This window comes from Nocardioides sp. (assembly GCF_964229035.1).
Taxonomy (GTDB): domain Bacteria; phylum Actinomycetota; class Actinomycetes; order Propionibacteriales; family Nocardioidaceae; genus Nocardioides.
Window position 1 is genome coordinate 13,487 of record NZ_CAXRAZ010000025.1, and the last position, 22,905, is coordinate 36,391.

At 68.4% G+C, this 22,905-nt stretch carries 21 protein-coding genes, 2 tRNA genes and 1 pseudogene; 10 read left to right on the forward strand and 14 right to left on the reverse strand.

What is annotated here, in order from left to right:
• The gene (locus ACERUN_RS07730) at positions 1 to 390 is read right to left on the reverse strand and encodes a hypothetical protein (protein WP_370289292.1); all 390 of its coding nucleotides are present in this window, start codon (positions 388 to 390) and stop codon (positions 1 to 3) included.
• A gap of 88 nt (positions 391 to 478) precedes the next feature.
• Between ACERUN_RS07730 and ACERUN_RS07735 the strand changes: the two genes are divergently transcribed.
• The 4 genes from ACERUN_RS07735 to ACERUN_RS07750 all read left to right on the forward strand — a co-directional run bounded on the left by ACERUN_RS07735 (position 479) and on the right by ACERUN_RS07750 (position 4,402).
• The gene (locus ACERUN_RS07735; RefSeq protein ID WP_372740696.1) at positions 479 to 802 is read left to right on the forward strand and encodes an HNH endonuclease; all 324 of its coding nucleotides are present in this window, start codon (positions 479 to 481) and stop codon (positions 800 to 802) included.
• 437 nt (positions 803 to 1,239) lie between these two features.
• Entirely contained in the window at positions 1,240 to 1,671 is a 432-nt protein-coding gene (locus tag ACERUN_RS07740) for a very short patch repair endonuclease (RefSeq protein WP_370289294.1), read from the forward strand.
• Positions 1,672 to 1,769: 98 nt separating this feature from the next.
• Positions 1,770 to 3,185, forward strand: coding sequence for an AAA family ATPase (locus ACERUN_RS07745; RefSeq protein ID WP_372740695.1), 1,416 nt, complete (start codon positions 1,770 to 1,772; stop codon positions 3,183 to 3,185).
• A gap of 215 nt (positions 3,186 to 3,400) precedes the next feature.
• Positions 3,401 to 4,402, forward strand: coding sequence for a hypothetical protein (locus ACERUN_RS07750; protein ID WP_370289296.1), 1,002 nt, complete (start codon positions 3,401 to 3,403; stop codon positions 4,400 to 4,402).
• On the opposite strand, the gene ACERUN_RS07755 is transcribed toward ACERUN_RS07750, so the two are convergent.
• From ACERUN_RS07755 to recF, 10 genes are all read right to left on the reverse strand, one after another.
• On the reverse strand, positions 4,389 to 5,564 hold the full coding sequence (locus tag ACERUN_RS07755; RefSeq protein WP_370289297.1) for a DNA cytosine methyltransferase: 1,176 nt from the start codon (positions 5,562 to 5,564) through the stop codon (positions 4,389 to 4,391). The two genes, ACERUN_RS07750 and ACERUN_RS07755, sit on opposite strands and share 14 nt — an antisense overlap.
• Positions 5,561 to 6,832, reverse strand: a complete 1,272-nt coding sequence (locus tag ACERUN_RS07760; protein ID WP_370289298.1) for a DNA cytosine methyltransferase — start codon at positions 6,830 to 6,832, stop codon at positions 5,561 to 5,563. The genes ACERUN_RS07755 and ACERUN_RS07760 overlap by 4 nt, the downstream gene beginning before the upstream one ends.
• A gap of 152 nt (positions 6,833 to 6,984) precedes the next feature.
• Positions 6,985 to 7,060 (reverse strand) — tRNA-Ala (locus ACERUN_RS07765).
• 30 nt (positions 7,061 to 7,090) lie between these two features.
• Positions 7,091 to 7,216 carry a DLW-39 family protein gene (locus tag ACERUN_RS07770; protein WP_370289299.1) on the reverse strand — a complete coding sequence of 42 codons (126 nt, stop codon included), beginning with the start codon at positions 7,214 to 7,216 and terminating at the stop codon, positions 7,091 to 7,093.
• 62 nt (positions 7,217 to 7,278) lie between these two features.
• Positions 7,279 to 7,352 (reverse strand) — tRNA-Ile (locus ACERUN_RS07775).
• Between the two features lie 112 nt (positions 7,353 to 7,464).
• The gene (locus ACERUN_RS07780) at positions 7,465 to 7,950 is read right to left on the reverse strand and encodes a DUF3566 domain-containing protein (RefSeq protein WP_370289300.1); all 486 of its coding nucleotides are present in this window, start codon (positions 7,948 to 7,950) and stop codon (positions 7,465 to 7,467) included.
• On the reverse strand, positions 7,950 to 10,553 hold the full coding sequence (gyrA, locus tag ACERUN_RS07785) for a DNA gyrase subunit A (RefSeq protein WP_370289394.1): 2,604 nt from the start codon (positions 10,551 to 10,553) through the stop codon (positions 7,950 to 7,952). Before gyrA ends, ACERUN_RS07780 begins: the two co-directional genes overlap by 1 nt.
• Positions 10,554 to 10,685: 132 nt before the next feature.
• Positions 10,686 to 12,734 carry a DNA topoisomerase (ATP-hydrolyzing) subunit B gene (gene gyrB / locus ACERUN_RS07790; protein ID WP_370289395.1) on the reverse strand — a complete coding sequence of 683 codons (2,049 nt, stop codon included), beginning with the start codon at positions 12,732 to 12,734 and terminating at the stop codon, positions 10,686 to 10,688.
• A gap of 413 nt (positions 12,735 to 13,147) precedes the next feature.
• Positions 13,148 to 13,810: a DUF721 domain-containing protein gene (locus ACERUN_RS07795; RefSeq protein ID WP_370289301.1), complete on the reverse strand. Its 663-nt coding sequence runs from the start codon at positions 13,808 to 13,810 to the stop codon at positions 13,148 to 13,150.
• Positions 13,797 to 14,939, reverse strand: a complete 1,143-nt coding sequence (gene recF, locus ACERUN_RS07800; RefSeq protein WP_370289397.1) for a DNA replication/repair protein RecF — start codon at positions 14,937 to 14,939, stop codon at positions 13,797 to 13,799. The genes ACERUN_RS07795 and recF overlap by 14 nt, the downstream gene beginning before the upstream one ends.
• 142 nt (positions 14,940 to 15,081) lie before the next feature.
• On the opposite strand from recF, the gene ACERUN_RS07805 reads away from it, so the two are divergent.
• Together ACERUN_RS07805 and ACERUN_RS07810 are read left to right on the forward strand one after the other, a co-directional pair.
• A complete protein-coding gene (locus ACERUN_RS07805) occupies positions 15,082 to 15,627 on the forward strand; it encodes an NINE protein (protein WP_370289302.1) in 546 nt (181 codons plus the stop codon).
• 26 nt (positions 15,628 to 15,653) lie between these two features.
• Positions 15,654 to 16,103: a DUF2752 domain-containing protein gene (locus ACERUN_RS07810; protein ID WP_370289303.1), complete on the forward strand. Its 450-nt coding sequence runs from the start codon at positions 15,654 to 15,656 to the stop codon at positions 16,101 to 16,103.
• A gap of 38 nt (positions 16,104 to 16,141) precedes the next feature.
• Here ACERUN_RS07810 and gnd read toward each other — a convergent pair.
• The 3 genes and pseudogenes from gnd to dnaA all read right to left on the reverse strand — a co-directional run.
• A pseudogene (gnd, locus tag ACERUN_RS07815) lies at positions 16,142 to 17,035 on the reverse strand (phosphogluconate dehydrogenase (NAD(+)-dependent, decarboxylating)); the annotation flags it as partial.
• An 82-nt stretch (positions 17,036 to 17,117) separates the two neighbouring features.
• Entirely contained in the window at positions 17,118 to 18,266 is a 1,149-nt protein-coding gene (dnaN, locus tag ACERUN_RS07820; protein ID WP_370289304.1) for a DNA polymerase III subunit beta, read from the reverse strand.
• 486 nt (positions 18,267 to 18,752) lie between these two features.
• Complete coding sequence (gene dnaA, locus ACERUN_RS07825) at positions 18,753 to 20,297, reverse strand: chromosomal replication initiator protein DnaA (RefSeq protein ID WP_370289398.1); 1,545 nt, start codon at positions 20,295 to 20,297, stop codon at positions 18,753 to 18,755.
• A 652-nt stretch (positions 20,298 to 20,949) separates the two neighbouring features.
• Here dnaA and rpmH point away from each other — a divergent pair.
• Genes rpmH through yidC form a run of 4 tightly spaced genes read left to right on the forward strand, consistent with a single transcriptional unit; the run spans position 20,950 to position 22,860 of the window.
• Positions 20,950 to 21,087, forward strand: a complete 138-nt coding sequence (rpmH, locus tag ACERUN_RS07830; protein WP_370289305.1) for a 50S ribosomal protein L34 — start codon at positions 20,950 to 20,952, stop codon at positions 21,085 to 21,087.
• 46 nt (positions 21,088 to 21,133) lie between these two features.
• Positions 21,134 to 21,520: a ribonuclease P protein component gene (gene rnpA / locus ACERUN_RS07835; RefSeq protein ID WP_370289307.1), complete on the forward strand. Its 387-nt coding sequence runs from the start codon at positions 21,134 to 21,136 to the stop codon at positions 21,518 to 21,520.
• Positions 21,517 to 21,849, forward strand: coding sequence for a membrane protein insertion efficiency factor YidD (yidD, locus tag ACERUN_RS07840; RefSeq protein WP_370289308.1), 333 nt, complete (start codon positions 21,517 to 21,519; stop codon positions 21,847 to 21,849). Before rnpA ends, yidD begins: the two co-directional genes overlap by 4 nt.
• Positions 21,850 to 21,885: 36 nt before the next feature.
• Positions 21,886 to 22,860: a membrane protein insertase YidC gene (yidC, locus tag ACERUN_RS07845; protein ID WP_370289399.1), complete on the forward strand. Its 975-nt coding sequence runs from the start codon at positions 21,886 to 21,888 to the stop codon at positions 22,858 to 22,860.
• The last annotated feature ends 45 nt before the right edge of the window (positions 22,861 to 22,905 follow it).

Sequence of the window (22,905 nt, forward strand, 5' to 3'; positions counted from 1 at the left end):
CTAGGGCGCGCACATCTCGCCGCGCAGCAGATCCGACGGTTCGATGAAGCGAACCCCGCTGGGGGCCGCAGCTGTCATGATCCGAGCGTGACCCCCGAGCAGCGGCTGCGTGAGCTCGCGGTGCGTCACGCCGCCTTCGCCTGGCTCGACGAGCAGCGGGCCACCGGCAAGGAGACCTTCACACAGGACGACACCAGCGACCTGCTGCTCGCCGGCGAGCGCGTTCGCCTGATGCCCACGCAGCAGGGCATCTGGAAGCCGGGCGCGCTGGAGGCCGCGCTGTCGATCCGCACCGTCTACCGACCCGAGGGGAGCGATCGCCCCTACGACGACGCGGTCGGCACCGACGGGCTCTACCGCTACAAGATGCGCGGCGACGACCCCGAGCACTACCAGAACCGTGCCCTGCGCACGGCGAGGCAGGAGCAGCTGCCGCTGATCTGGTGGCTCGGCGTGGGAGGCGGGTACAGCGCACGGTCTGCTCGTTCCGCCACGACGACCTACTCGATGCTGCGCACATCCACGCGAACGCCGCTGGCGGCCGACCCGAGTGACCAACGGCATCACCCTCTGCAAGATGCACCACGCCGCCTACGACCGGAACATCCTCGGCATCAAGCCGCCCGGCTACCGGGTCCAGGTCAACGCCGACGTGCTGGAAGAGGTGGACGGACCGATGCTGTGCCACGGCATCCAAGATTTCCACGGCCGCGAGCTGATGGTCCTTCCGCAGTGCCGTTCCGAGCAACCCGATCGCGAGCTCCTCGCCGCACTCTTTGAGACTTTCCTGCGCGCGGGTTGAGCGTTCGGCGATTAGCTATGCCCAGCCAGGTTGTCCAAGCGGCTGATGAGTGATTCTCCCTGGGCTTCTTTCCTATCGGTCCCCTTGGCCAGTGGGTGCTAGCTGGGCAGATCCTTGGGCAGCGTAGGACGCCGCCACGACCCAAAGCTGGGTGCGCACGTAGAGCTCACTGTGAAGCCCTTGGTTGTTTCACCACCACACGTACTCCAGCGTGCCCCGAGAATGGCAGCAGTCTCTTAGGTTTGACGCGCCCCTCCCCGCGCGTCAGGGCCACCCCAGCCGTCCGACCAGACATCTCCAGGCGTTGAGAGACAGCCGAAGACATCCAGCAGCAACCAGCACCACCAGGGTGTGCTGGAATCTCCAGTCGTCTCGTCAGGTGACCGGCGCCGCCGTTTGTCCGGCTTGCTCGCTGCCGTGCTGGGCAAGATAGAGAGATGCCGGCGTACCAGAGTTGGGCGAGCAGCCCGGCCTCACGGAAGGTCATGCAGGGAAACAGGTCCCGAGACACCTCACCCGAGCTCGCAGTTCGCCGACTGCTGCACGCCGCTGGCCTCCGATACCGCGTCGCCTACCGTCCTGAGCCGTCCCTGCGAAGGACCGCGGACATCGTATTCACCAAGCAGCGGGTGGCGGTCTTTGTGGACGGCTGCTACTGGCATGCCTGTCCGGAACACGGAACCCGAGCGCGAGCGAACGCCGAGTACTGGTCGGCGAAACTCCAACGCAACGTTGCTCGTGATGCCGACACCACAGCACGACTTGAGGCAGCCGGCTGGACCGTGCTCAGGTTCTGGGAGCACGAAGACCCAACCGACGTCGCCAACCGGGTTGTCGATGTGGTCCGCTGGTCGGCGGGGAAGACGTAAAGATCGGCGGCCTCGCGCGTCGCCGATTCGGCCCGAATCCGTGCGCGTCCAGCTAGCGTGGTCGCCGACGTCGGGAGAGGACGAAGGCAATGACTACCGTGAGCGAGGAGATTCAGCGTCTCCTTCCCGTCGGCTTCAACTTGGCTAGCACAAGCACGACGAAGTTCGACCCACTCCGCGACTATCTCGCGGCCGCCCTTGGGATAGACAAGGACAGCGTCTACCCGTCCGGTGCAAGCAGTCGGGCGTCGAACGTACCCATCCGACTCAACCAGGGAAAGGCGCAGTACACGCACTTCCGCCTCGGCCTCTTCGTTCTTGGAACAGACGAACTGGCCCTCGCGTCTACTCACATCCGCGCTCAAGTTAAGAAGAACTTCGACGCGATCCTCCTGATCATGCCTCGTGCCGACGGGGCGTACGACGCAGCTGCTTACGCTGTTCGGTCTGGTGACGAGCTGGAGTCCAAGCTCAAGGAGACATTCCCGGACGCCGTCGCGTACGTCGAGACCGTGAATGTTGACGGCTCGGACCTCAGCGGCAGCGTGACACCCCCCGTCGAGCCCGACGCGCTACTACAACCCGTCGGGTTGATCCAGCTCAGCGCTCTTGAAGAGGCTGTGGCCGACGCCGGACTCGATGTGCCGCAAGCCGTCCTCATCTCCTGTCTGGCCGCGCTGCGGGCGGGGAAACATCTGCTCCTCACGGGTCCACCGGGCACTGGAAAGACGAGCCTAGCTGCCGCAGTCAGCGATGCCGCCTTCAAGCACGGGGTCAACCGTGGCGTTGTCATGACCACCGCCACCTCAGACTGGACGTCGGTCGACACCGTCGGCGCTTACCGCATGACCCGCTCCGCCGAACTGGAGTTCCAGCCGGGGCTCGTCGTTGATGCCATCAAGTCAGGGCGGTGGGCGATCGTCGACGAGTTCAATCGAGCCGACATCGACAAGGCCATCGGGCAGCTCTTTACCCTTCTGTCAGGCTCAGAGGTTGTGCTTCCACATGAAGTCGAGTCCGAGGACGAGTTCAAGCGAGTCGCCCTGGTTCCCGAAGGTGCCTCGCTGCCGGCGGACATGGAATGCATCGTCGTCCACAACTCATGGCGGCTACTAGCCACCATGAACGATTCCGACCTCGACCTCCTGTTTGATGTCTCGCAGGCGCTGAAGCGGCGGTTCGCTGTCATTGAGGTCCCCCCACTTCCACCAGAGCGGCTCGCAGCACTGCTTGGTCACTTCCCGACCGGGGACGCCAATGCTGACCGACTGATCTCTGCGATGGCGGCCTCGGGCGCGATTCGTCTTGGGCCCGCACTTTGGATAGATCTTGCGAAGTACGTCGCCCAGCGGCGGGCCATCTACGAGGAGGAGAGTCTTGAGTTCGTCGCCTCGATGGCGATCAGCGAGGGCGCGGCTCTCATCTTCGGGCCGCAGGGCATCACTGCGGAAACCGTATCGGCTGCCCTGTCTGCGATTCGCATAGAAGCGACTACGAAGGAAGGCGTCGAGTGAACGCTCGGTGGAACCGCGAAGCGGCGATCACCGAACTCCATCGAGATCTACACTGGTTCCTCTCAAGCGCAGCAGTTCACTCGTCCCTTCCAACCATCGTCGACGAGCTCTGGGACCTACCTCCCGGATTCCGGCAGCGCATGTTGGCAGCGCACCTGCTAGTGCACCCACGCACGCGGTATGCACTTCACGCGGCAGTCGATGTATTGCGCCGGATGCCACCTCGTGCAATTCGCCAGGTCGAAGAGCACCGCGGCCATGTGGCCGGGCCTGTGCTCTGGCAGCGCACGGCGACGCGTCGCATTGCTACCGCTGACCCGACGCTCTTTGTCACTCAACCGACCACGCGCACGTGGAACACCCCGGCGACAGCGCTCATCAGATCCAGCCTGCTCCGAATCCAATGGTTGCTGGCGCTCTATCCCCCAGACGGAACGACTGGTATCGCCGTCGAAATTCGCGAGGTATCCGACCTTGTCCAAGATCTGCTGGGGGATCGAAAACTTCGCCGCGTCTCGCCGCATCCGCCCAATGCGGCGGTGCGAAGCGCGGTCATCAGGCGAATGCCCTCCATAGGGGATCTAGCTCTCGTTGGTGACGCCGCGCAGCGGATTATCAACGGGGAGGAGGAGAGCACCCTCGCCGACGCATTGCTTGGGAATGTTCTGGCACCCGGCAAAGACGACCAACTCTTTGAGCTTTGGACGGGATTGACGATCCTGCGACGACTGCGCTCACTTGGCGCCACCGTAATTGCCGGTCCTTGGGACAGCGCGGTCAGTAGTCGGCACTTTGCAGAGATCGAGTTCTCGGGTCGCAGCTACTTCTTGGAGTGGCAGCGGAGCTATTGGTCAACGCCGGTATTCAAGGGACCGGGACGCTACGCCACCGCCTTGCGTGCCGCCGACCTAAACGTCTCCTCGCTCCGGCCAGACTTCCTCCTCTACGACGAGGACGGCACCCGGGCGGTTTTAGTCGAGGTGAAGTTCTCCGCTCGCGAAGAGCATTCTCCGGACCGGGCCGGGACAATCGACTGCCTGGCCTATCAACACGACCTGGAGACCGCTTCAGAGCGACCGAATGACGTGGTGTCGCTCGTCGTTGCCAGCTCGACAACGGCAACGTCCAGCACCGGCGAGATTTGCATTGCAGACCCCGATGCCCTTCGATCCAGCGAGGCGGTCGTTGACCAGTTGCTGGGCCCTACGTCGGCGTAACGCTCTCTATGTATTCCCGCAGGCTATCGATGAAACCGTGGGAGAATCGCAGGTTCCCCCTCTCTGCACGCGACAGGAATCCCGAAGCAGCGCGATGTGACAACGGCTTGAGCGGCAGGTCCAAGAACTTTCGAATGTCGAACGGTTGAGCAAACGGCTGCGTGCTGACGTTGGCACGCCACGAGCGCCCGGCATGACCAAACGCCGCGAGCGGCCACTTGGGTCCCCGGAACTCCTCCCCGACGACGTCGGAAGCGACCTCGCCCGGCTGCAGCAAGCGCTCGCCAACCCAGGTGCTCATCGGAACACAGACAGCGTTTCCTACCTGCTTCCACCTGGGACCGGACGCATTGCCGCTGCGCGCCGCCTCCAGCGATCCCTTAGCGGTCCAATCGGGCGGGAATCCCTGCATCCTCTCTGCATCCTCGATCTGGGGCGTCCCAAACTCGCCGGTGTTCGGATACCAGATCGCAGGCGGCGACGGGATCCCGAGACCCGACCCTCCTTTGATTGTTGGCACCGCGTTGTATGCCCATCCCAGGCCCCGGAGGCCCTCGGTCCAATAAAAGCCGTAGGCCCCGCTGGGGTCGACGTCGCCCACCGCGTCGTTGAAGCCGGCCGCTAGTCCAGCGTCGTCCGCAAACAGAACCGCAGCCGGGTCGTTGCTGCGGCTTGCGAGGAACACAATCCGCTGACGGCGCTGGGGCAAGCCGAACGCGCGAGCATCAACGATTCGGTAGGCCCACCGATAGCCGCGTGCCTCGACCGAGTCGATGAGATGCTTCAAGCCGTTCCCGCGATCAAGGGAGAGCAGATAGCTGACGTTCTCCAAGAGGAGCCATTCTGGCGACGGACTGGCTGAGTCCATGAGCCGCCACACTTCACCGACGAGTCCAGATTGCTCACCCTCGATGCCGGTCTTCCGCCCGGCCTGGCTGATGTCTGTACAGGGAAATCCGGCCGCTAAGAGATCGACCGATGGGAGCGACTTGAGGTCTCGCACGTCTCCAACGACCTCGACGTCTGTGAAGTGTTCACGTAGGACGTTCTGCGCCGCAGCATCCCACTCGCATAGGAGCTCGGTGGTGTGGCCAGCGTGATGCAGGCCCTTCTCAATCCCGCCGACACCGGCGAACAAGCCAACGACTCGAAGACCTGTCATCGGAGAAGACTCGCGATCGTTGCGTAGGCCAGACGCGAAGGTACAGCGTTCCCGATCATCTTCTGAAGCGCTCCCCGCTTCTCGACGGACTTGAACGTAAACCAATCCGGGAACCCCTGCAGTCGGGCGGCCTCATGGGGAGTCAGCGTCCGACGCTCTAGCGGGTGCACGAACCTTCCCTGACCCGTACTGCCGAAGCCAGATGTGATTGTGGGGGCGGGTCGGTTTGCATGCATCCGACCGTAGACCGACACATAGCTGTGCGGCTTGAGACGGTGACAGTCAGGGCGCTCTTCGTTCGGGAGGTCCCAAAGGTCGTTATCGAACAAGAAGTTGATGCGGCGCTCATTGACCGTCGAATGCTGCGCAGGAGTGTCGAAGATGCCACCGCCAGGCCTAACGCCCACGTCGCCGATTGCGTCCATCACGGACCGCGCGGGAGTACCGAAACCTTGGACGAGGTCCGTCAACGTAGGAGCAGCACCGGTCTGTGTGGCGAGCAGGACGTGGCGCCGACGCGACTGCGCCGCGCCGAAGTCGGTTGCCGTCAACACGGCTTCCTCGACGGAGTACCCCGCACTGACCAACGTTGCGGTCGTCCGCCGAACGACACCGGTCTTGTCGTGCGCCACGCCAGGAACGTTCTCCACGAGAACATGTCGAGGGCGCACAACCTCAACGAACCGCGCCATTCTGAGATAGAGCGCGTTCCGGGGATCGGCCCGCCTCGTGTAATTGTTGAGGTCGCTATGCCCTTGGCATGGCGGTCCACCCATCACGATGTCCAGCCCCGCAAGGCGACTGGCCAAGCGGCGCTCGCCTCTTGTGGGCGAAGCACCGAGATCGCCGTCGATGAGTTCCTCGATGCCACCCGCGTGGAGCTCGGCTTCGGGAAAGTTCTCTCCAAAGACCCCTAGCGCATCCTCGTTGTTGTCCGCAGCAAGAACGTGTACTGCCCGATGTCCAGTTGCTCGCGCCGCCTCGTGCGCACCGACCGAGAGGCCGCCGCATCCGCTGAACAGGTCAGCGATCGTCACCGGTGCTCCAGCAGCCTCGACGTTGCGGGTTCTCCGCAGCCAGAGGTCGTTGAAAACTGCGCCCAGATTCGTCCCCACGGGCAAGCTGTGGAGGTCCCGCGCAGACTCAGCCGTCGTGACCGAGGGGCCGTCGGACATCATCAATGTGCGGCGTACCAAGTCTCCCGACACCGTGAAGCTCTCGACGGGACTAGCCGCGTCGCAGAGGAGTTTAGACGCGACGGATGACATGGATGTGATTCTAGGTCGAACCGCCGACGGTTTCGAGTCGCCGCACTGTTCCCGCATCTCGGCTCCCCCACCAGTCCCCCATGGCGGGCGGGGAACTAGCACGGGGCTAGCCTCAAATCGAGGCAAACCGCGGTCTGACCTGCGGTTTCGTGTGGTGGAGCCTAGGGGACTCGAACCCCTAACCCCCTGCTTGCAAAGCAGGTGCGCTACCAATTGCGCCAAGGCCCCGGTGCGGCATGCGCCGCGGTGGGTGAGTTGTCAGGCCTTCGGGAGCGGGTCGGTGGCCTGGTGCCAGGCATTGCGCTCCGCACCGGACTCAGCCAACTTCTTGCGAGCCACGACGACCCCGGCGGCGGCGAGCGCTGCCAGCACCAGCTTCTTCACTGCTCGACTCCTCACTTCGACGAAAGCCCCGGCGCGCTGTTCGCGCGGCCGGGGCTTCTACGTGGGCCTAAGAGGACTTGAACCTCTGACCCCCACATTATCAGTGTGGTGCTCTAACCGTCTGAGCTATAGGCCCGGGTGGCATGCCGCTCTGGGTGGAAGCCCCGCGGCAGCAAGCCGAGGATGGAGACTACCGGAGGGCGACGCCGCACACGAAATCGCCCGCCGCCTCCGATCGCGTGAGGCGGTCAGTTGTCCTCGGCGAGCGTGACCTCCACGCCGCCGAGCAGTGCCGCCGACATGTTGTAGAGGAACGCCAGCAGCGTGGCGGCCGCCGTCACGAGGACGACGTTGATGGCCGCCACGAGCATGGTGAAGCCGAGCACGCGGCTGGTGCCGAGGTAGTCCTCGATGCGGAACCCCGCGACGTCCTCGCCGCCGATCGACTCCTTGATCGTGGAGTTGATCGAGTCCCACACGCCGGCCGCGCCGAGCACCTGCCACACCATCGCCACCGACACCACGGTGACGACGGCGAAGGCGATCGAGAGCAGGAAGGACGTCTTCATGACCGTCCACGGATCGATGCGGGTCAGGCGCAGCCGCGCGCGGCGGGGACCGCGGGCCACCGCCGGCCGCGTGGCCGTATCGGTGGACGACGAGCCTGCGTAGCCGCCGTGCGCCTCACCCACGGTTGGGGTGGCCACGGTGGGGTCGTCGACACGCTCGCTCATCAGCTCTCACTCTCCCCGGGCGCCGGGTCGGTGTCGGACTCGGACACCTCGGTACCCGTGGCCGGCGCCTCGGTGTCTCCGATTGTGGCACCCGGGGCCTCAACCGCCGATTCCGTCGGTTCCGCGTCGTCCGCGCCCTCGACCACGACGCCCTCGGCGGCCTCCTTGGCCTCGACCGAGCGGGCGACCACGGCCACGGAGTCGCCGGACTTGAAGCTGACGAACTTCACGCCCTGCGTGGAGCGACCGGTCGGACGGAAGTCGTCGTTGATGGGGCTGCGCACGACCTGGCCCGAGGTGGTGATGGAGAGGATCTCGTCGCCGTCGCCGACGATGAAGGCACCCACCAGGGAGCCGCGCTCGTCGTTCTCGAGCTTCATCGCCTTGACGCCGAGGCCGCCGCGACCCTGGATCTTGTACTCGCTGATGCGGGTGCGCTTGGCGAAGCCGCCGTCGGTGATGGTGAAGACGTACTGGATGTGGTCGTCGGCGTCCTCGTGGGCGGCGTCGGCGGCGCGGATCACCGTCATCGACAGCACCGAGTCGCCCGGGCGGAACTTCATCCCCGTCACGCCGGAGGTGGCGCGGCCCATCGGGCGCAGCTGCTCGTCGGTGGCCTCGAAGCGGATCGACTGACCCTTGCGGCTCACCAGCAGGATCGAGTCCTCGGCGTTGACCAGCTCGGCGCCGATCAGCTCGTCGTCGTCCTCGCGGAAGTTGATGGCGATGACGCCGGCCTGTCGCGGGGAGTTGTAGTCGCCGAGGCGGGTCTTCTTGACCAGGCCGCTCTTGGTGGCCAGCACGAGGTAGGGCGCCTGGTCGTAGTCGCGGATGGCGAGCACCTGGGCGATCGACTCGTCGGGCTGGAACGACAGCAGGCCGGCGACGTGGCCGCCCTTCGCGTCGCGGCTCGCCTCGGGCAGGTTGTAGACCTTGGTGCGGTACACGCGTCCGGCGGTGGTGAAGAACAGCAGCCAGTGGTGCGAGGTGGTGGCGATGAAGTGCTCCACCACGTCGTCGCCGCGCAGCGAGGCACCGCGCACGCCCTTGCCGCCGCGCTTCTGCGTGCGGTACTGGTCGGCGCGGGTGCGCTTGGCGTAGCCGCCGCGGGTGATCGAGACGACCTGGTCGTCGTCGGGGATGAGGTCCTCCATCGACAGGTCGCCGGCGGCCGCGATGATCTGGGTGCGGCGGTCGTCGCCGTACTTCTCCACGATGCCGTTGAGCTCGTCGATCACGATCTGACGCTGGCGCGCGATGTTGGCCAGGATGTCCTGGAGGTCGGCGATGGTCAGCTCGAGCTCGGCAAGCTCGTCGATGATCTTCTGTCGCTGCAGCGCGGCGAGCTGGCGCAGCTGCATGTTGAGGATCGCGGTGGCCTGCAGCTCGTCGATGTCGAGCAGCTCCTGCAGACCGGCGTTGGCCTCGGCGACGTCGGGCGAGCGCCGGATGAGGGCGATGACGTCGTCGAGGGCGTCGAGCGCCTTGACGAGACCACGCAGGATGTGAGCCCGCTCCTCGGCCTTGCGCAGGCGGTACTCGGTGCGCCGGCGGATGACCTCGACCTGGTGCTCGATCCAGTTCGAGATGAAGGCGTCGATGGTGAGCGTGCGCGGCACGCCGTCGACCAGCGCGAGCATGTTGGCGCTGAAGTTGGTCTGCAGCTCGGTGTGCTTGAGCAGGTTGTTGAGCACCACGCGAGCCACCGCGTCGCGCTTGAGGACGACGATGATGCGCTGCCCGACGCGCGACGACGTCTCGTTGCGCACGTCGGCGATGCCCTGCACCTTGCCGGCGTCGGCCAGCTCGGCGATCTTCATGAGCAGGCTGTCGGGGTTGACCATGTAGGGCAGGTCGGTGATCACCAGCACCGTGCGGCCCGACTTGTCCTCGTCGACCTCGATGATCGCGCGCTGGGTGATCGAGCCGCGTCCGGTGCGGTAGGCCTGCTCGATGCCCTCGCGGCCCACGATGAGCGCGCCGTTCGGGAAGTCGGGGCCCTTGATCCGCTCCACGAGGGCGTCCTGCAGCTCCTCGCGCGTGGCGTCGGGGTGCTCGAGCGCCCACACGGCGCCCTCGGCCACCTCGCGCAGGTTGTGCGGCGGGATGTTGGTGGCCATGCCCACCGCGATGCCGGCGCTGCCGTTGACGAGGAGGTTCGGGAAGCGCGACGGCAGGATCGTCGGTTCCTCGGTCTTGCCGTCGTAGTTGGGCGTCATGTCGACGGTCTCTTCGTCGATGTCGCGCACCATCTCCATGGCCAGCGGGGCCATGCGGCACTCGGTGTAACGCATCGCGGCCGCGGGGTCGTTGCCCGGCGAGCCGAAGTTGCCCTGGCCGTTGACCAGCGGGTAGCGCATCACCCAGGGCTGGGCGAGGCGCACGAGGGTGTCGTAGATGGCCGAGTCGCCGTGGGGGTGGTAGTTACCCATGACGTCGCCGACGACGCGCGCGCACTTGTTGAAACCGCGGTCGGGGCGGTAGCCACCGTCGTACATGGCGTAGAGCACGCGCCGGTGCACGGGCTTGAGCCCGTCGCGGACGTCGGGCAGTGCACGGCCGACGATGACGGCCATGGCGTAGTCGATGTAGCTGCGCTTCATCGACTCCTGCAGGTCGACCGGCTCGACGCGGCCGCCGCCTGCGCCGTCGCCGGGGGTGATGTCAGTGGGGATCTCGGTCACGATCGTTCTCTCTGGCTCGTTCTACCTGAATCTAAGATCTGCGCTAGATACTCAGATATCGAGGAATCGGACGTCCTTGGCGTTGCGCTGGATGAAGGAGCGCCGCTGCTCGACGTCCTCGCCCATGAGGATCGAGAAGATCTCGTCGGCCTGCGCGGCGTCCTCGAGGGTGACCTGCAGGAGCACGCGCTGGTCGGGGTCGAGGGTGGTCTCCCAGAGCTCGTCGGCGTTCATCTCGCCGAGGCCCTTGTAGCGCTGGATGGAGGCGTCCTTGGGCAGCTTCTTGCCCGACGCGAGGCCGTCGCGGATGACGGCGTCGCGCTCGGCGTCGGAGTAGACGTACTCGTGGTCGTGGGGCTTGTTCCACTTGATCCGGTAGAGCGGCGGCTGGGCGAGGTAGACGTGGCCGGCCTCGATCAGCGGACGCATGAAGCGGAACAGCAGCGTGAGGAGCAGGGTGTTGATGTGGTGGCCGTCGACGTCGGCGTCGGCCATCAGCACGACCTTGTGGTAGCGCAGCTTGGCGGCGTCGAACTCCTCGTGCACGCCCGTGCCGAGCGCGGAGATGATCGCCTGCACCTCGGTGTTGGCGAGCACCTTGTCGATGCGCGCCTTCTCGACGTTGAGGATCTTGCCGCGGATCGGGAGGATCGCCTGGATGCGGTTGTCGCGGCCCATCACCGCCGAGCCGCCCGCCGAGTCGCCCTCGACGATGAACACCTCGCACTCCTCGGGGCTGCGCGAGGAGCAGTCGCGCAGCTTGCCCGGCAGCCCGCCGCCGCCCAGCAGGCCCTTGCGGTTGCGGGCGAGGTCGCGCGCCTTGCGGGCGGCGATGCGCGCGGTGGCCGCGGCCTGGGCCTTGCGGATGATCTCCTTGCCCTCGCCGGGGTTCTTCTCCAGCCAGTCGCCCAACTGGTCGTTGACCACCGACTGCACGAAGCCCTTGGCCTCGGTGTTGCCGAGCTTGGCCTTGGTCTGGCCCTCGAACTGAGGGTTGGAGATCTTGAGGCTGATGATCGCGGTGAGGCCCTCGCGGATGTCGTCGCCGGTGAGGCGGTCCTCCTTCTTCTTGATCAGGCCCCACTCCTCGCCCCAGCGGTTGATGAGCGAGGTGAGCGCCGCACGGAAGCCCTCCTCGTGCGTGCCGCCCTCGGGGGTGTTGATCGTGTTGGCGAAGGTGTGCACCGACTCGTTGTAGGACGACGCCTGCCACTGCATCGCGAGCTCGAGGCTCATCGGGTTGGGCGCGGCGTCGCCGGTGTGGGCTTCGAAGGCGATGATCGGGCTCAGCGGCGTCTTGCGGCGGTTGAGGAAGTCGACGTAGTCGGCCAGGCCGCGCTCGTACTGGAAGACCTGCTCGAGCGCCTTGCGCCCGTCGACCTCGGCGGCGTGGACGTCGGCGGCCTCCGCGATGCCCTCGCCCTCGGTGGCCGTGCCGTCCTCGACGGCCTCGACGAGCTGCTCGGCCTTGGGGCGGGCGTCGCGCAGCTCGATGCGCAGACCCTTGTTGAGGAAGGCCATCTCGCGAAAGCGCGTGGCGATGGTCTCGAGGGTGTAGTCGGTGGTCTCGAAGATGTCGGGGCTGGCCCACCAGGTGACGGTGGTGCCGGTGCGCTCGTCGTCCTCGAGCGGGCGCACCTGGCGCAGGGCGTAGTCGGGGACGCCGAGGGAGAACTCCTGCTCCCACAGGTAGCCGCGGTTCTTGATCTCGAGCTTGAGGTTCGTCGAGAGCGCGTTGACCACCGAGGAGCCCACGCCGTGCAGACCGCCGGAGACCTTATAGCCGCCGCCGCCGAACTTGCCGCCCGCGTGCAGCACCGTGAGCGCGAGCGTGGCGGCCGGGAGCTCCTGGCCGGGGGCGGTGTCGGTGGGGATGCCGCGACCGTTGTCGGCCACGCTCACCGAGCCGTCGGCGTTGAGGGTGACCTGGATGGTGTCGCAGAACCCGGCGAGCGCCTCGTCGACCGCGTTGTCGACGATCTCCCAGATCAGGTGGTGCAGGCCGCGCTCACCGGTGGACCCGATGTACATGCCGGGCCGCTTGCGCACCGCCTCGAGGCCCTCGAGCACCTGGATCGCCGAGGCGTCGTACTCCGGCATCTCGGTGGTGTCGACGGGCGGCGCGCCAGCCTCGAACTCGGTGGCGTCGGCGCCGGCCTCGGCAGGCTCGATCGAGGGGGACTGGTCGTCAGTGGACACGCAGGACCTCTTCTTGTGCTCGCCTGCGAACCGAATGTCGCAGGGCATGGCGAAGGCCGGACGTGCGCACAGGTGACGCCCCACCGGCCAGGAGCCCATCCTAGCCCGCTGAGGGCCTCTGAGCACGCGGGTGACCCACCCTGTGGAGGGTCTCGGCCGCGGATTCGGCTCTCAGCGGCTCAGAATCGGCCGTCGGAGCGCCTCGGAGGGGCCCCGATGAGGGCCCATACGCCTGAGAGGCTCCTGGGAGCGCACCTCGCCGATCACGCTCGGCACCGGAAGCGGCCCTCGCGCCGGCTCCTCTCGACCCCCGCTCAGCCGTAGGTGTCGCGCGGCCCGCGACCGTCTCGGATGCCGCGACGACCGTGCTTCCACGACGGTGCGTTCGGTCCCAGCACCTCCACCACCGTGACCACCCCGTCGCCCAACTCGGCGTTGAGGCGCTTGACCACACTGGCCGCGAGCAGGCGCAGCTGGGTGGCCCAGGCGGTGGAGTCGGTGCGGACGACGAGGGTGCCGTCGGTGAGCGTCTCGGGGGTGCTGTGCGCCCCGATCTCCGGGCCGACGATCTCGGCCCAGCGCGCGAAGACGCCGCGGACCTGCAGGTCGAGGCCCCAGCCCCGCTCACCGATGAGGCGCTCCACCTCGCCGCCGAGACCCTGCGGATCACGACCGTCGGGGTGTGCGCCGGAGAACTGCGGGCCCTCGCCGCGGGTGCGGAAGCCGGAGCCGCGTCGACCCGACCAGCCCGAACCGGCGGCGCCACCCGCGCCACCCCCGCCACTCCCGCCACGTGGACGACGCCGCGCCGGCGTCGTCGCCGCGCCGGCCGTGCCGAGCATCTGGGCGCGGGCGAGGTCGAGGCCGTCGGCGCGGTGGGGCTCGTCGTCCTCGGGGGCGGGCTCCGGCGATGCGTGGTCGAGAGCGGGGTCGGGAGCGGGGTTCGGCGTGCGGTCGTCGTCCTCAGGCCTCGACACGGGTCACCTCGCCCGCGGCCACCCGGAAGACCGCGCCCTGCAGCTGGGGAGGCACGTCGGCCTCGACCGCCGCCGTCACCAGCACCTGCTCGGCGCCGGCGACGAGGGTAGCCAGCTGCTCGCGGCGCGCGGCGTCGAGCTCGGCGAAGACGTCGTCGAGGATGAGGATCGGGTCGTCGCCGTCGCTGCGCAGCAGGTCGTAGGCCGCCAGGCGCAGCGCCAAGGCGAACGACCACGACTCGCCGTGGCTGGCGTAGCCGCGCACGGGCAGCCGATCGGCGTCGCCGGGCCCGATGGTGAGGAGCAGGTCGTCGCGGTGCGGACCCACGAGGGTGACGCCGCGCCCGATCTCGTCGTCGCGCCGGCTGGCGAGCTGGGCGCGGAAGTTCGCGGCGTCCTCGTCGGGGGCGGCGCCGGCCGGCACCGCCGAGGAGTACTCGAGGCGGGCGTCGTCACGGGTGGCGCCCCGGGCCACGGCCTCGTACGCCTTGCCCAGGTAGGGCGCGAGGTCGTCGGCCAGGGCCCGCCGGGCCCGCAGCAGCTCGGCCCCGCTGGCGACGAGGTGGTCGTCCCACACGTCGAGGGTGGCCAGCGCCGCGTCGCGCGCACCGCCGCGCGCGGCGTACAGCGTCTTGAGCAGGGTGTTGCGCTGCTTGAGCACGCGCTCGTAGTCGGCGATGAGGCCGGCCAGGCGCGGGGTGCGCAGCACCAGCAGGTCGTCGAGGAAGCGGCGGCGCTGGCCGGGGTCGCCCTTCACGAGGGCGAGGTCCTCGGGGCTGAAGACCACCGTGCGCACGATCCCGGCCAGCTCGCGCACCCGCGGCAGGGGCGAGCGGTTGATGCGGGCCCGGTTGGCGCGCCCGGGGTTGAGCTCGACCTCCAGCACGGCCGTGCGCCCGTCGCGCACCACCGCAGCGCGGACGACGGCCTGGTCGGCGCCCGCGCGCACCAGGGGCGCATCCGTGGCGACGCGGTGCGACGAGAGGCGTGAGAGATAGTCGATGGCCTCGACGAGGTTGGTCTTGCCCTGACCGTTGCTGCCCACGAAGGCGGTGACGCCGGCCTCGAGGGCGACGTCGATCGAGGCGTAGCTGCGGAAGTCGTGCAGGCTCAGGTGCGCCACGTGCACGTCGTCCACCCGCCTCGCCTCGTGCGCGGACCTCCGCGCGCTGCCTGCCCTCGAGCCACCATTGTCGACCATCGTCGCCGACGGACGGCGAGCGACGCCCGCGCGGGGGCGCTGCGGCCGCGCCCGGGCTTAGGCTGGCGTCATGACGCAGCCTCACGACCCGTTCCGCAAGGACGGCGACCAGCCCGCCGCGCAGCAGCCGGGCCAGTACCCGCCGCCGGCGCCGGGTGCCGGCTACAGCCAGCAGTACGGCCAGCCGCAGGCACAGCAGTACGGCCAGCCCTACGGCCAGCAGTACGGGCACCCGGGCTTCGCCGACCCCCGGGCCACCACCTACTACCTGGGCTACCTCGGCCAGGAGTACGGCCCCTACGACTACACGGCGCTGCAGCAGATGGCCTCGGCCACCCGCATCAAGCCCGACACCACGCTGCGCCTGGCCGACACCCAGCAGTACGTGCTCGCCCGCGACGTGCCGGGGGTCTTCTCCGACAAGGAGTGGCTCACCACCCTCATCCTGAGCTGGCTGATCGGCAGCCTCGGCATCGACCGCTTCTACCTCGGCTACACCGGCCTGGGCATCCTGAAGCTGCTGACCTGCGGCGGCTTCGGCATCTGGGCGCTCATCGACGCCGTGCTCGTGACGATGCGCAAGATCCCCGACAGCCAGGGCAGAGCACTGCGCTGACCCACCGACACCTCGGGAGAGACCACGTGACCACTCCGCCGACGACCCCGCCGACCAGCGGCCCGGACGCCGCCCGCGTCGAGAGCGCGCGCTGGGGCCTCGCCAGCGCCGAGTGGACGGCGGCCGCCGGCGTCCTCGCCCTGGGGGTGGCGGCGGTGCTGCCGGACTCCTCCATCGACTCCGGTCCGGTCATCTGCCCGTTCCGGCGCCTCACCGGCCTGCCGTGCCCGGGCTGCGGTCTCACCCGCTCCTGGGTGCACCTGATGCACGGCGACCTGCCGGCGGCCTTCGCCGTGCACTGGTTCGGCCCGCTGTTCGCGGCCTTCGTCGTCGTCCTCGCGGTCGCCTCGGTGCGCCGCAGGATCGTCGGTGCGCCCGCCGTATCGCTCGATCGCGTCATCCGCCACCCGGTCACCGTCGCGGTGATCGGGGCGTGGCTCGCCTACGCGATCGTGCGGCTCGTCCTCGCGCTCTAGCGATTCGGACGCGGGCCGAGGCCCGAGGTGGCGGTGGGTCAGTCCTTCTTGGTGACCGCGTGGCCGCCGAAGCCGTTGCGCATCGCGGCGATCGCCTTCATCGCGGGGCTGTCGTCCTGGCGCGAGACGAAGCGGGCGAAGAGGCTCGCGGAGATGGCGGGCACGGCGACCGCGTTGTCGATGGCGGCCTCGACGGTCCAGCGACCCTCGCCGGAGTCGTCGGCGTAGCCGCGCAGCGCGTCGAGGTGCTCGTCGGCGCGGATCTGGTCGACGAGCAGGTCGAGCAGCCACGAGCGGACGACGGTGCCGGTGCGCCAGGAGGCGAAGATCTCGGGCACGTTCTCGACGATGTCGACCTTCTCGAGCAGCTCCCAGCCCTCGGCGTAGGCCTGCATCATGGCGTACTCGATGCCGTTGTGGACCATCTTGGAGAAGTGACCCGCACCCGGCGTGGGGCCGCAGTGGACGAGGCCGTCGTCGGTGCCCTCGGGCTTGAGCGCCTCGAAGGCCGGCATGACCTTCGCGGCGTCCTCGGGGGAGCCGCCGTACATGAGCGCGTAGCCGTTCTCCAGACCCCACACGCCGCCCGAGACACCGCAGTCGACGAAGCCGATCCCCTTCTCGGCGAGCGAGGCGGCGTTCGTGGCGTCGTCGGACCAGCGGGAGTTGCCGCCGTCGACGACGAGGTCGCCCTCGCCGAGCAGGCCCTTGAGCTCCTCGATCGTGGAGGTGGTCGCCTCCCCGGCCGGCACCATCACCCACACCACCTTCGGCGAGGGCAACGCCTCGACCATCGCGGCGAGCGAGTCGACGTCCGCCAGGTCGGGGTTGCGGTCGTAGCCGACGACCGTGTGCCCGGCGTTGCGCAGGCGCGAGCGCATGTTGCCGCCCATCTTGCCCAGTCCGACCAGTCCGATGTGCATGGCGCGTCCTTCGTGTGGGGGTGGTGTTCCGACGTGGACGAACGTAGTCCCCCGCCTCCAACCGCTGCCAGCAGGCCGGGGCCGGGAGGGATCAGCTGAGCAGGCGGCGCGGCATGAGGAGGTAGCGGAACAGGCCGCCCTCGTCGGCGTCCGCGCCGTCGTCGGCGATGCCGCTGATCACCACGGGCTTCGATGCCTGGGTGAAGGCGAGCTCGACCACAGCCTCGTCGATGGCACCGAGGCCGTCGAGCAGGAACGTGGGGTTGAAGCCGGTGACGAGGTCCTCACCCTGGATCTCGGCGGGCACCGACTCGGTGGCCTGGGCGTCGTCGCCCGAGCCGGCGTCGAGGGTCAGTGCGCCGTCGGAGAAGGCCAGCTGGACGGCGGTGTTGCGGTCGGCCACGAGCGAGACGCGCTTGATCGACTCGATCAGCGCCGCGCGGTCGATGCGCGCGGTGGTGAGCTTCTCGTTGGGGAAGAGGCTGCGCACCTTCGGGAACTCGCCGTCGAGCAGGCGGGTGGTGGTGCGGCGGATGCCGCCCGCGCCGGTGCCCTCGAAGCCGATGATGCCCTCGCCCGTGCCGGAGGCCGAGAGAGCGATGGTGATGACCTCGCCGGAGGTCAGGGACTTCGCGGTGTCGCCCAGCACCTTGGCCGGCACGAGCGCGGCGAGGGTGGCGTCGGGGGTGCCCGGGTTCCACCCGAGCTCGCGCTGGGAGAGGCGGAAGCGGTCGGTGGCCAGCAGCGAGATGGTGTCGCCCTCGATCTCGATGCGCACACCGGTGAGCACCGGCAGCATGTCGTCGCGACCCGCCGCCGTGACGGCCTGGGCGACCGCGTGGGCGAAGTCGGCGCTGCGCACCGTGCCCGTGGCGGCCGGCATGTCGGGGATCGAGGGGTAGTCCTCGACCGGGAGCGTCTGGAGCGAGAAGCGCGAGGAACCGCAGGTCAGCGACACGCGGGCGCCGTCCAGGGTCATCTCGACCGGCTTGTTCGGCAGGCTGCGGCAGATGTCGGAGAGCAGTCGACCGCTCACCAGCACCCGGCCCTCGTCGGCCACCTCGGCCTGCAGCGTGGCGCGCGCCGACGTCTCGTAGTCGAAGGTCGAGAGCACCAGGCCCTCGTCGCCGGTCTCGATCAGCAGGCCGGCGAGCACCGGTGCACTCGGGCGCACGGGGAGGCTGCGCGCCGCCCAGGCGACGGCATCGGCCAGGACGTCACGCTCGACACGGAACTTCACGGTCGTACCTCTCAGGCGCACTCGGGGACCGGGTCGCTCCCGGAGCAGCGGCGAGGGCGTCGGGAACGACACCTTCGCGCACCGGAGCGGGGGCAGCGGTCGTGTGGGTGTGCATCCTGCCACGTCGCCTGCAGCGCCACGAGCCCGAGGTTCCCTGTGATCTCCGGCAGCGCCCGACCGGGGAGGCCGGAGTGGTGTCGTTCCACAGGTCGGGAGCCGGGTGAGGTTCGACGATCGATCGATGCGTAGGTAGGTAGGGAGTGGTCATAGGTTCGGTGGAAACTGTGGACAACTCGTGTCGTCGCAGGTCAGCGGGCCATGGAGGCGTGGATGAACCCTGTGGACGAATCGGCACGAACCACCGGCGCCTGTGGACCCCACACCCCCCGTGGACGACGCACCTGGCCGTTCCACGGAATCCTCCCCGTGTGATTCGCACAGGTACGCCGTGGTTCTCCACAGGTGCGGATGACAGGAACCGGACGCTCAGCCGCCCTGGCGCGCCTGCATCTTCACGCGGTTGGTCAGCTCGCTCACCTGGTTGAAGACCGCTCGCCGCTCACCGAGGAGCTGGTTGATCTTGCGCTCGGCGTACATCACGGTCGTGTGGTCGCGGTTGCCGAACTGGGCGCCGATCTTCGGCAGCGACAGGCCGGTGAGCTCGCGGCACAGGTACATCGCGATCTGGCGGGCCATCACGAGGTGCCGGCCGCGGCTGGGACCGGTGAGCTCCTCGATCGAGAGCCCGAAGTAGGCCGCGGTCTGCGCGATGATGAGCGGCGCCGTGATCTCCGGCTCACCGCCCTCGGGGATGAGGTCCTTGAGCACGATCTCGGCGAGCGTCATGTCGACGTCCTGCCGGTTGAGGTTCGCGAAGGCGGTGACGCGGATCAGGGCGCCCTCCAGCTCGCGGATGTTGGTCTGGATCTTGCTGGCGATGAACTCCAGCACGTCCGAGGGCGCGGTGAGACGGTCCATGGCCGCCTTCTTGCGCAGGATCGCGATGCGCGTCTCGAGGTCGGGCGCCTGGACGTCGGTGATGAGCCCCCACTCGAAGCGGTTGCGCAGCCGGTCCTCGAGCGCCTCGAGCAGCTTCGGCGGGCGGTCCGAGGTCAGCACGATCTGCTTGTTGGCGTTGTGCAGCGTGTTGAAGGTGTGGAAGAACTCCTCCTGCGTCTGCGTCTTGCCGGCCAGGAACTGGATGTCGTCGATCAGCAGCACGTCGACCTCGCGGTACTTGCGCTTGAACCGGTCCTGGCGGTCGTCGCGGATGGCGTTGATGAACTCGTTCGTGAACTCCTCGCTCGACACGTAGCGCACCTTCGAGCCGGCATAGATGGTGCGCACGTAGTGACCGATGGCGTGGAGCAGGTGGGTCTTGCCGAGGCCGGACTCGCCGTAGACCAGCAGCGGGTTGTAGCTGCGACCGGGCGCTTCGCTCACCGCGACGGCGGCGGCGTGGGGGAACCGGTTGGACGAGCCGATGACGAAGGTCTCGAAGGTGTACTTCGGGTTGAGCCGCGACTCGCCGGCCGCGGTGGCCGACGGCCCGGCCGCGGTCGCCGCAGCGAGGTCGGGAGCGGCGGTGCTCGGCTCGTAGGTCGATGAGTCGATGAGTCGCTTTGTCGACATGTCGTCAGATCGACCGGAGCTGGTGGGGCTGTCGGTGCGCGGCGGAATCGCGTCGCCGTCCTGATCGGGCGTGGCGACCTCGAAGGTGGGCTCGTACCCCTGCTCGCGCTCGCCGGCGGGGTAGGCCGGCGAGGCGTAGGCGGCGCTGCCGTCGTAGTCGGGGTTCTGCTGCAGCGAGCTGTCGACGGTGACCGCGAGCTGGACCTCGTGGCCGAAGCGCTCGGTGAGGGTGTCCTCGAGCTGGCCCCGCAGGCGGCCCTCGAGGCGCTTGCGCGTGAAGTCGTCGGGCACGGCGACGATCGCCGTGGTGCCGTGCAGCGTGACGGGGCGCGAGGCCTGCAGCCACGCGCGCTGGTGGGCCTGGAGGTCGCCCACCACCACTGCCCACTCGTGGGTCAGGCGCGCGGTCGCGTCGAGACCTCCGTCGGGCCGGGGGGACGTGGCATCGCTCTCGTGCTCGGACTGGCCGTTCACGCCGGTCACCTCTCGTTGCTGGGGTTCCGCGGACTCCGCGGCGACTCGTTCCACAACTTTGTCCACAGGCTGTGAACTGTCGGGTCGGAGGTCTCTGGCCTTCATCCGAGACCACCTCTCCAGGCCGCTGCGCTCTGCATCACTGCAGGTCAGAGGCTTGCGCTGGCGTTTTCTCGGACGACGGCACAAGCTCGGGCGCGGCGGCTGGGGCGAGGTGGGGGGAAACCCGGAAGGCTCGAAAGTAGTCGCTGTCGTGGAGCAGGTTCAAGACGCTATCCACAGGTAGGGCCGACCACTGTGAGCCAGGTCTCCGACCGGAGGTGCTGGGGGGTGTCACGGCGTGGTCCGTCGGTTTGACCCGCCCTCGCGGCCCCGCGTACCGTTCGACGGTCAACCGGTGTCGACCGGTGCCGCATGTCCACGAGGTCCCGCGCTCTCACCGGCCGCCCGCGTGGCTGCGCGGTGCCGGCCGGCACGAGGTTCTCACCGCGCCGATCAGCGCCCTCCGGGTCGTGTTCGATCGTCGGCGAGCCGCGGTTGACCCTTCCCATGTCCTAGCCGTCTGAGAGGTCGATTCGTGAGCAAGCGGACGTACCAGCCGAACAACCGTCGCCGTCACAAGGTGCACGGCTTCCGACTGCGGATGCGCACGCGCGCCGGCCGCTCGATCCTGGCGAACCGTCGCCGCAAGGGTCGCTCGAACCTGTCGGTCTGAGCGCACCGGGCAGACGCCATGTCGGCCCCGCGCGCGTGGAGCTGAGGTGCTCGCCGCCCAGCACCGACTCAACGATGCGGAGGACTTCCGCACCGTGAGCCGGCGCGGTCGCCGAGCCGGCTCGCGCACCGTCGTCGTCCACCTGCTGGCCCCCGAGGGCGAGCAGGCCGTCGGCGTACCCGCGCGCGCGGGATTCGTCGTCAGCAAGGCAGTGGGGGTCGCGGTCGTCCGCAACCGGGTCAAGCGCAGGTTGCGCCACCTGGTCCGCGAGCGCCAGCATCTGCTGCCCGCCGGTTGCCGCGTCGTGGTTCGGGCTCAGCCCGCCGCTGCGCAGGCTGGCTCTGAGGAACTGGCGGCCGACCTCGATCGTTGTCTTTCCCGGGCGGTCGCCCCGGGAGAGCCCGCCTGCGCGGCGGCGCAGGAGGCGCGATGAAGTGGGTCCTGGTCGCGCTGGTGCGCGCCTACCAGCTCGTCGTCAGTCCGTTCCTGGGCCAGACCTGCCGCTACTACCCGTCGTGCTCGAGCTACGCGGTCACCGCCCTCGAGCGCCATGGTGCGCTCCGCGGCGGCTGGCTCGCCCTGCGTCGCCTCCTGCGGTGCCACCCCTGGTCCCCCGGCGGCGTCGACCACGTGCCCGAGAGCACCTCACGACGCCGGCGCGCCGAGGCCCCGGCCCCAGCCGCAGTCGTGAGCGACCCGGCCCCCTCCCCCGACACCCGCGCGGCAGCCGCCGGCGGTCCTCCCTCGCAGCAAGGAGTCTGATCCGTGGGCATCATCGGCGACATCGGCAGCTTCATCATGGTGCCGCTGTACTACATCATCTCCGCGGTCCTCATCGGCTGGCACGAGCTCTTCACGCTCATCGGCCTCGACCCCGCCGGCGGCCTCAGCTGGGCGCTCTCGATCGTCGGCCTCACCCTCGTCATCCGTGCCGCGCTGATCCCGCTGTTCGTCAAGCAGATCAAGTCCAGCCGCAACATGGCGATGCTGCAGCCCAAGGTGCGCGAGCTGCAGAAGAAGTACGGCCACGACCGCAACAAGCTGGCCGAAGAGACCATGAAGCTCTACAAGGAGGCGGGCACCAACCCCTTCGCCTCCTGTCTGCCGATCCTGCTGCAGATGCCGATCTTCTTCGCGCTGTTCCGACTGCTCGACCAGGCGGCGAAGTTCAACAAGCCCCACGGCTTCCTCGACGTCGAGCGCGCCACCCAGTTCGGCAAGTCGGAGATCTTCGGCACCATCCCGATCGGTGAGTCGTTCTGGCAGGCTCGCACGTGGGGCCCGACCCCCGACGCTGCCGTGATGATCGTCGCCCTGGTGCTCGTGCTCGCGATGACTGCCACCACGTTCACCACGCAGCGTCAGCTGATGGCCAAGAACATGCCGCCGGAGGCGCTGACGGGCCCGTACGCCCAGCAGCAGAAGCTGCTCCTCTATATCCTCCCCGTCGCCTTCGGCCTGGGCGGCGTCGCCTTCCCGATCGGCGTCCTCCTCTACTGGACCACCTCCAACCTGTGGACGATGGGCCAGCAGTTCTACGTGATCCGCAACAACCCCGCCCCCGGTACCCCGGCCTTCGCCGCCAAGCAGGAGCGCGACCGCGCCAAGGCCGCCGCGCACGGCGCCCCCGAGGCCGAGGTCGAGACGCCGGTGGTCGAGGACGAGCGCCGTCCTGCCACCCGGCAGCAGCCGAAGAAGCAGACGCGCTCGCAGCGCAAGGGCGGCGGTTCCTCGAAGCCCACCCCGAACCAGAAGAACGGAGACACCCAGTGAGTGCCGAGACCGACACCGCTCCCGCGTCCGCACCCGAGGCCGACG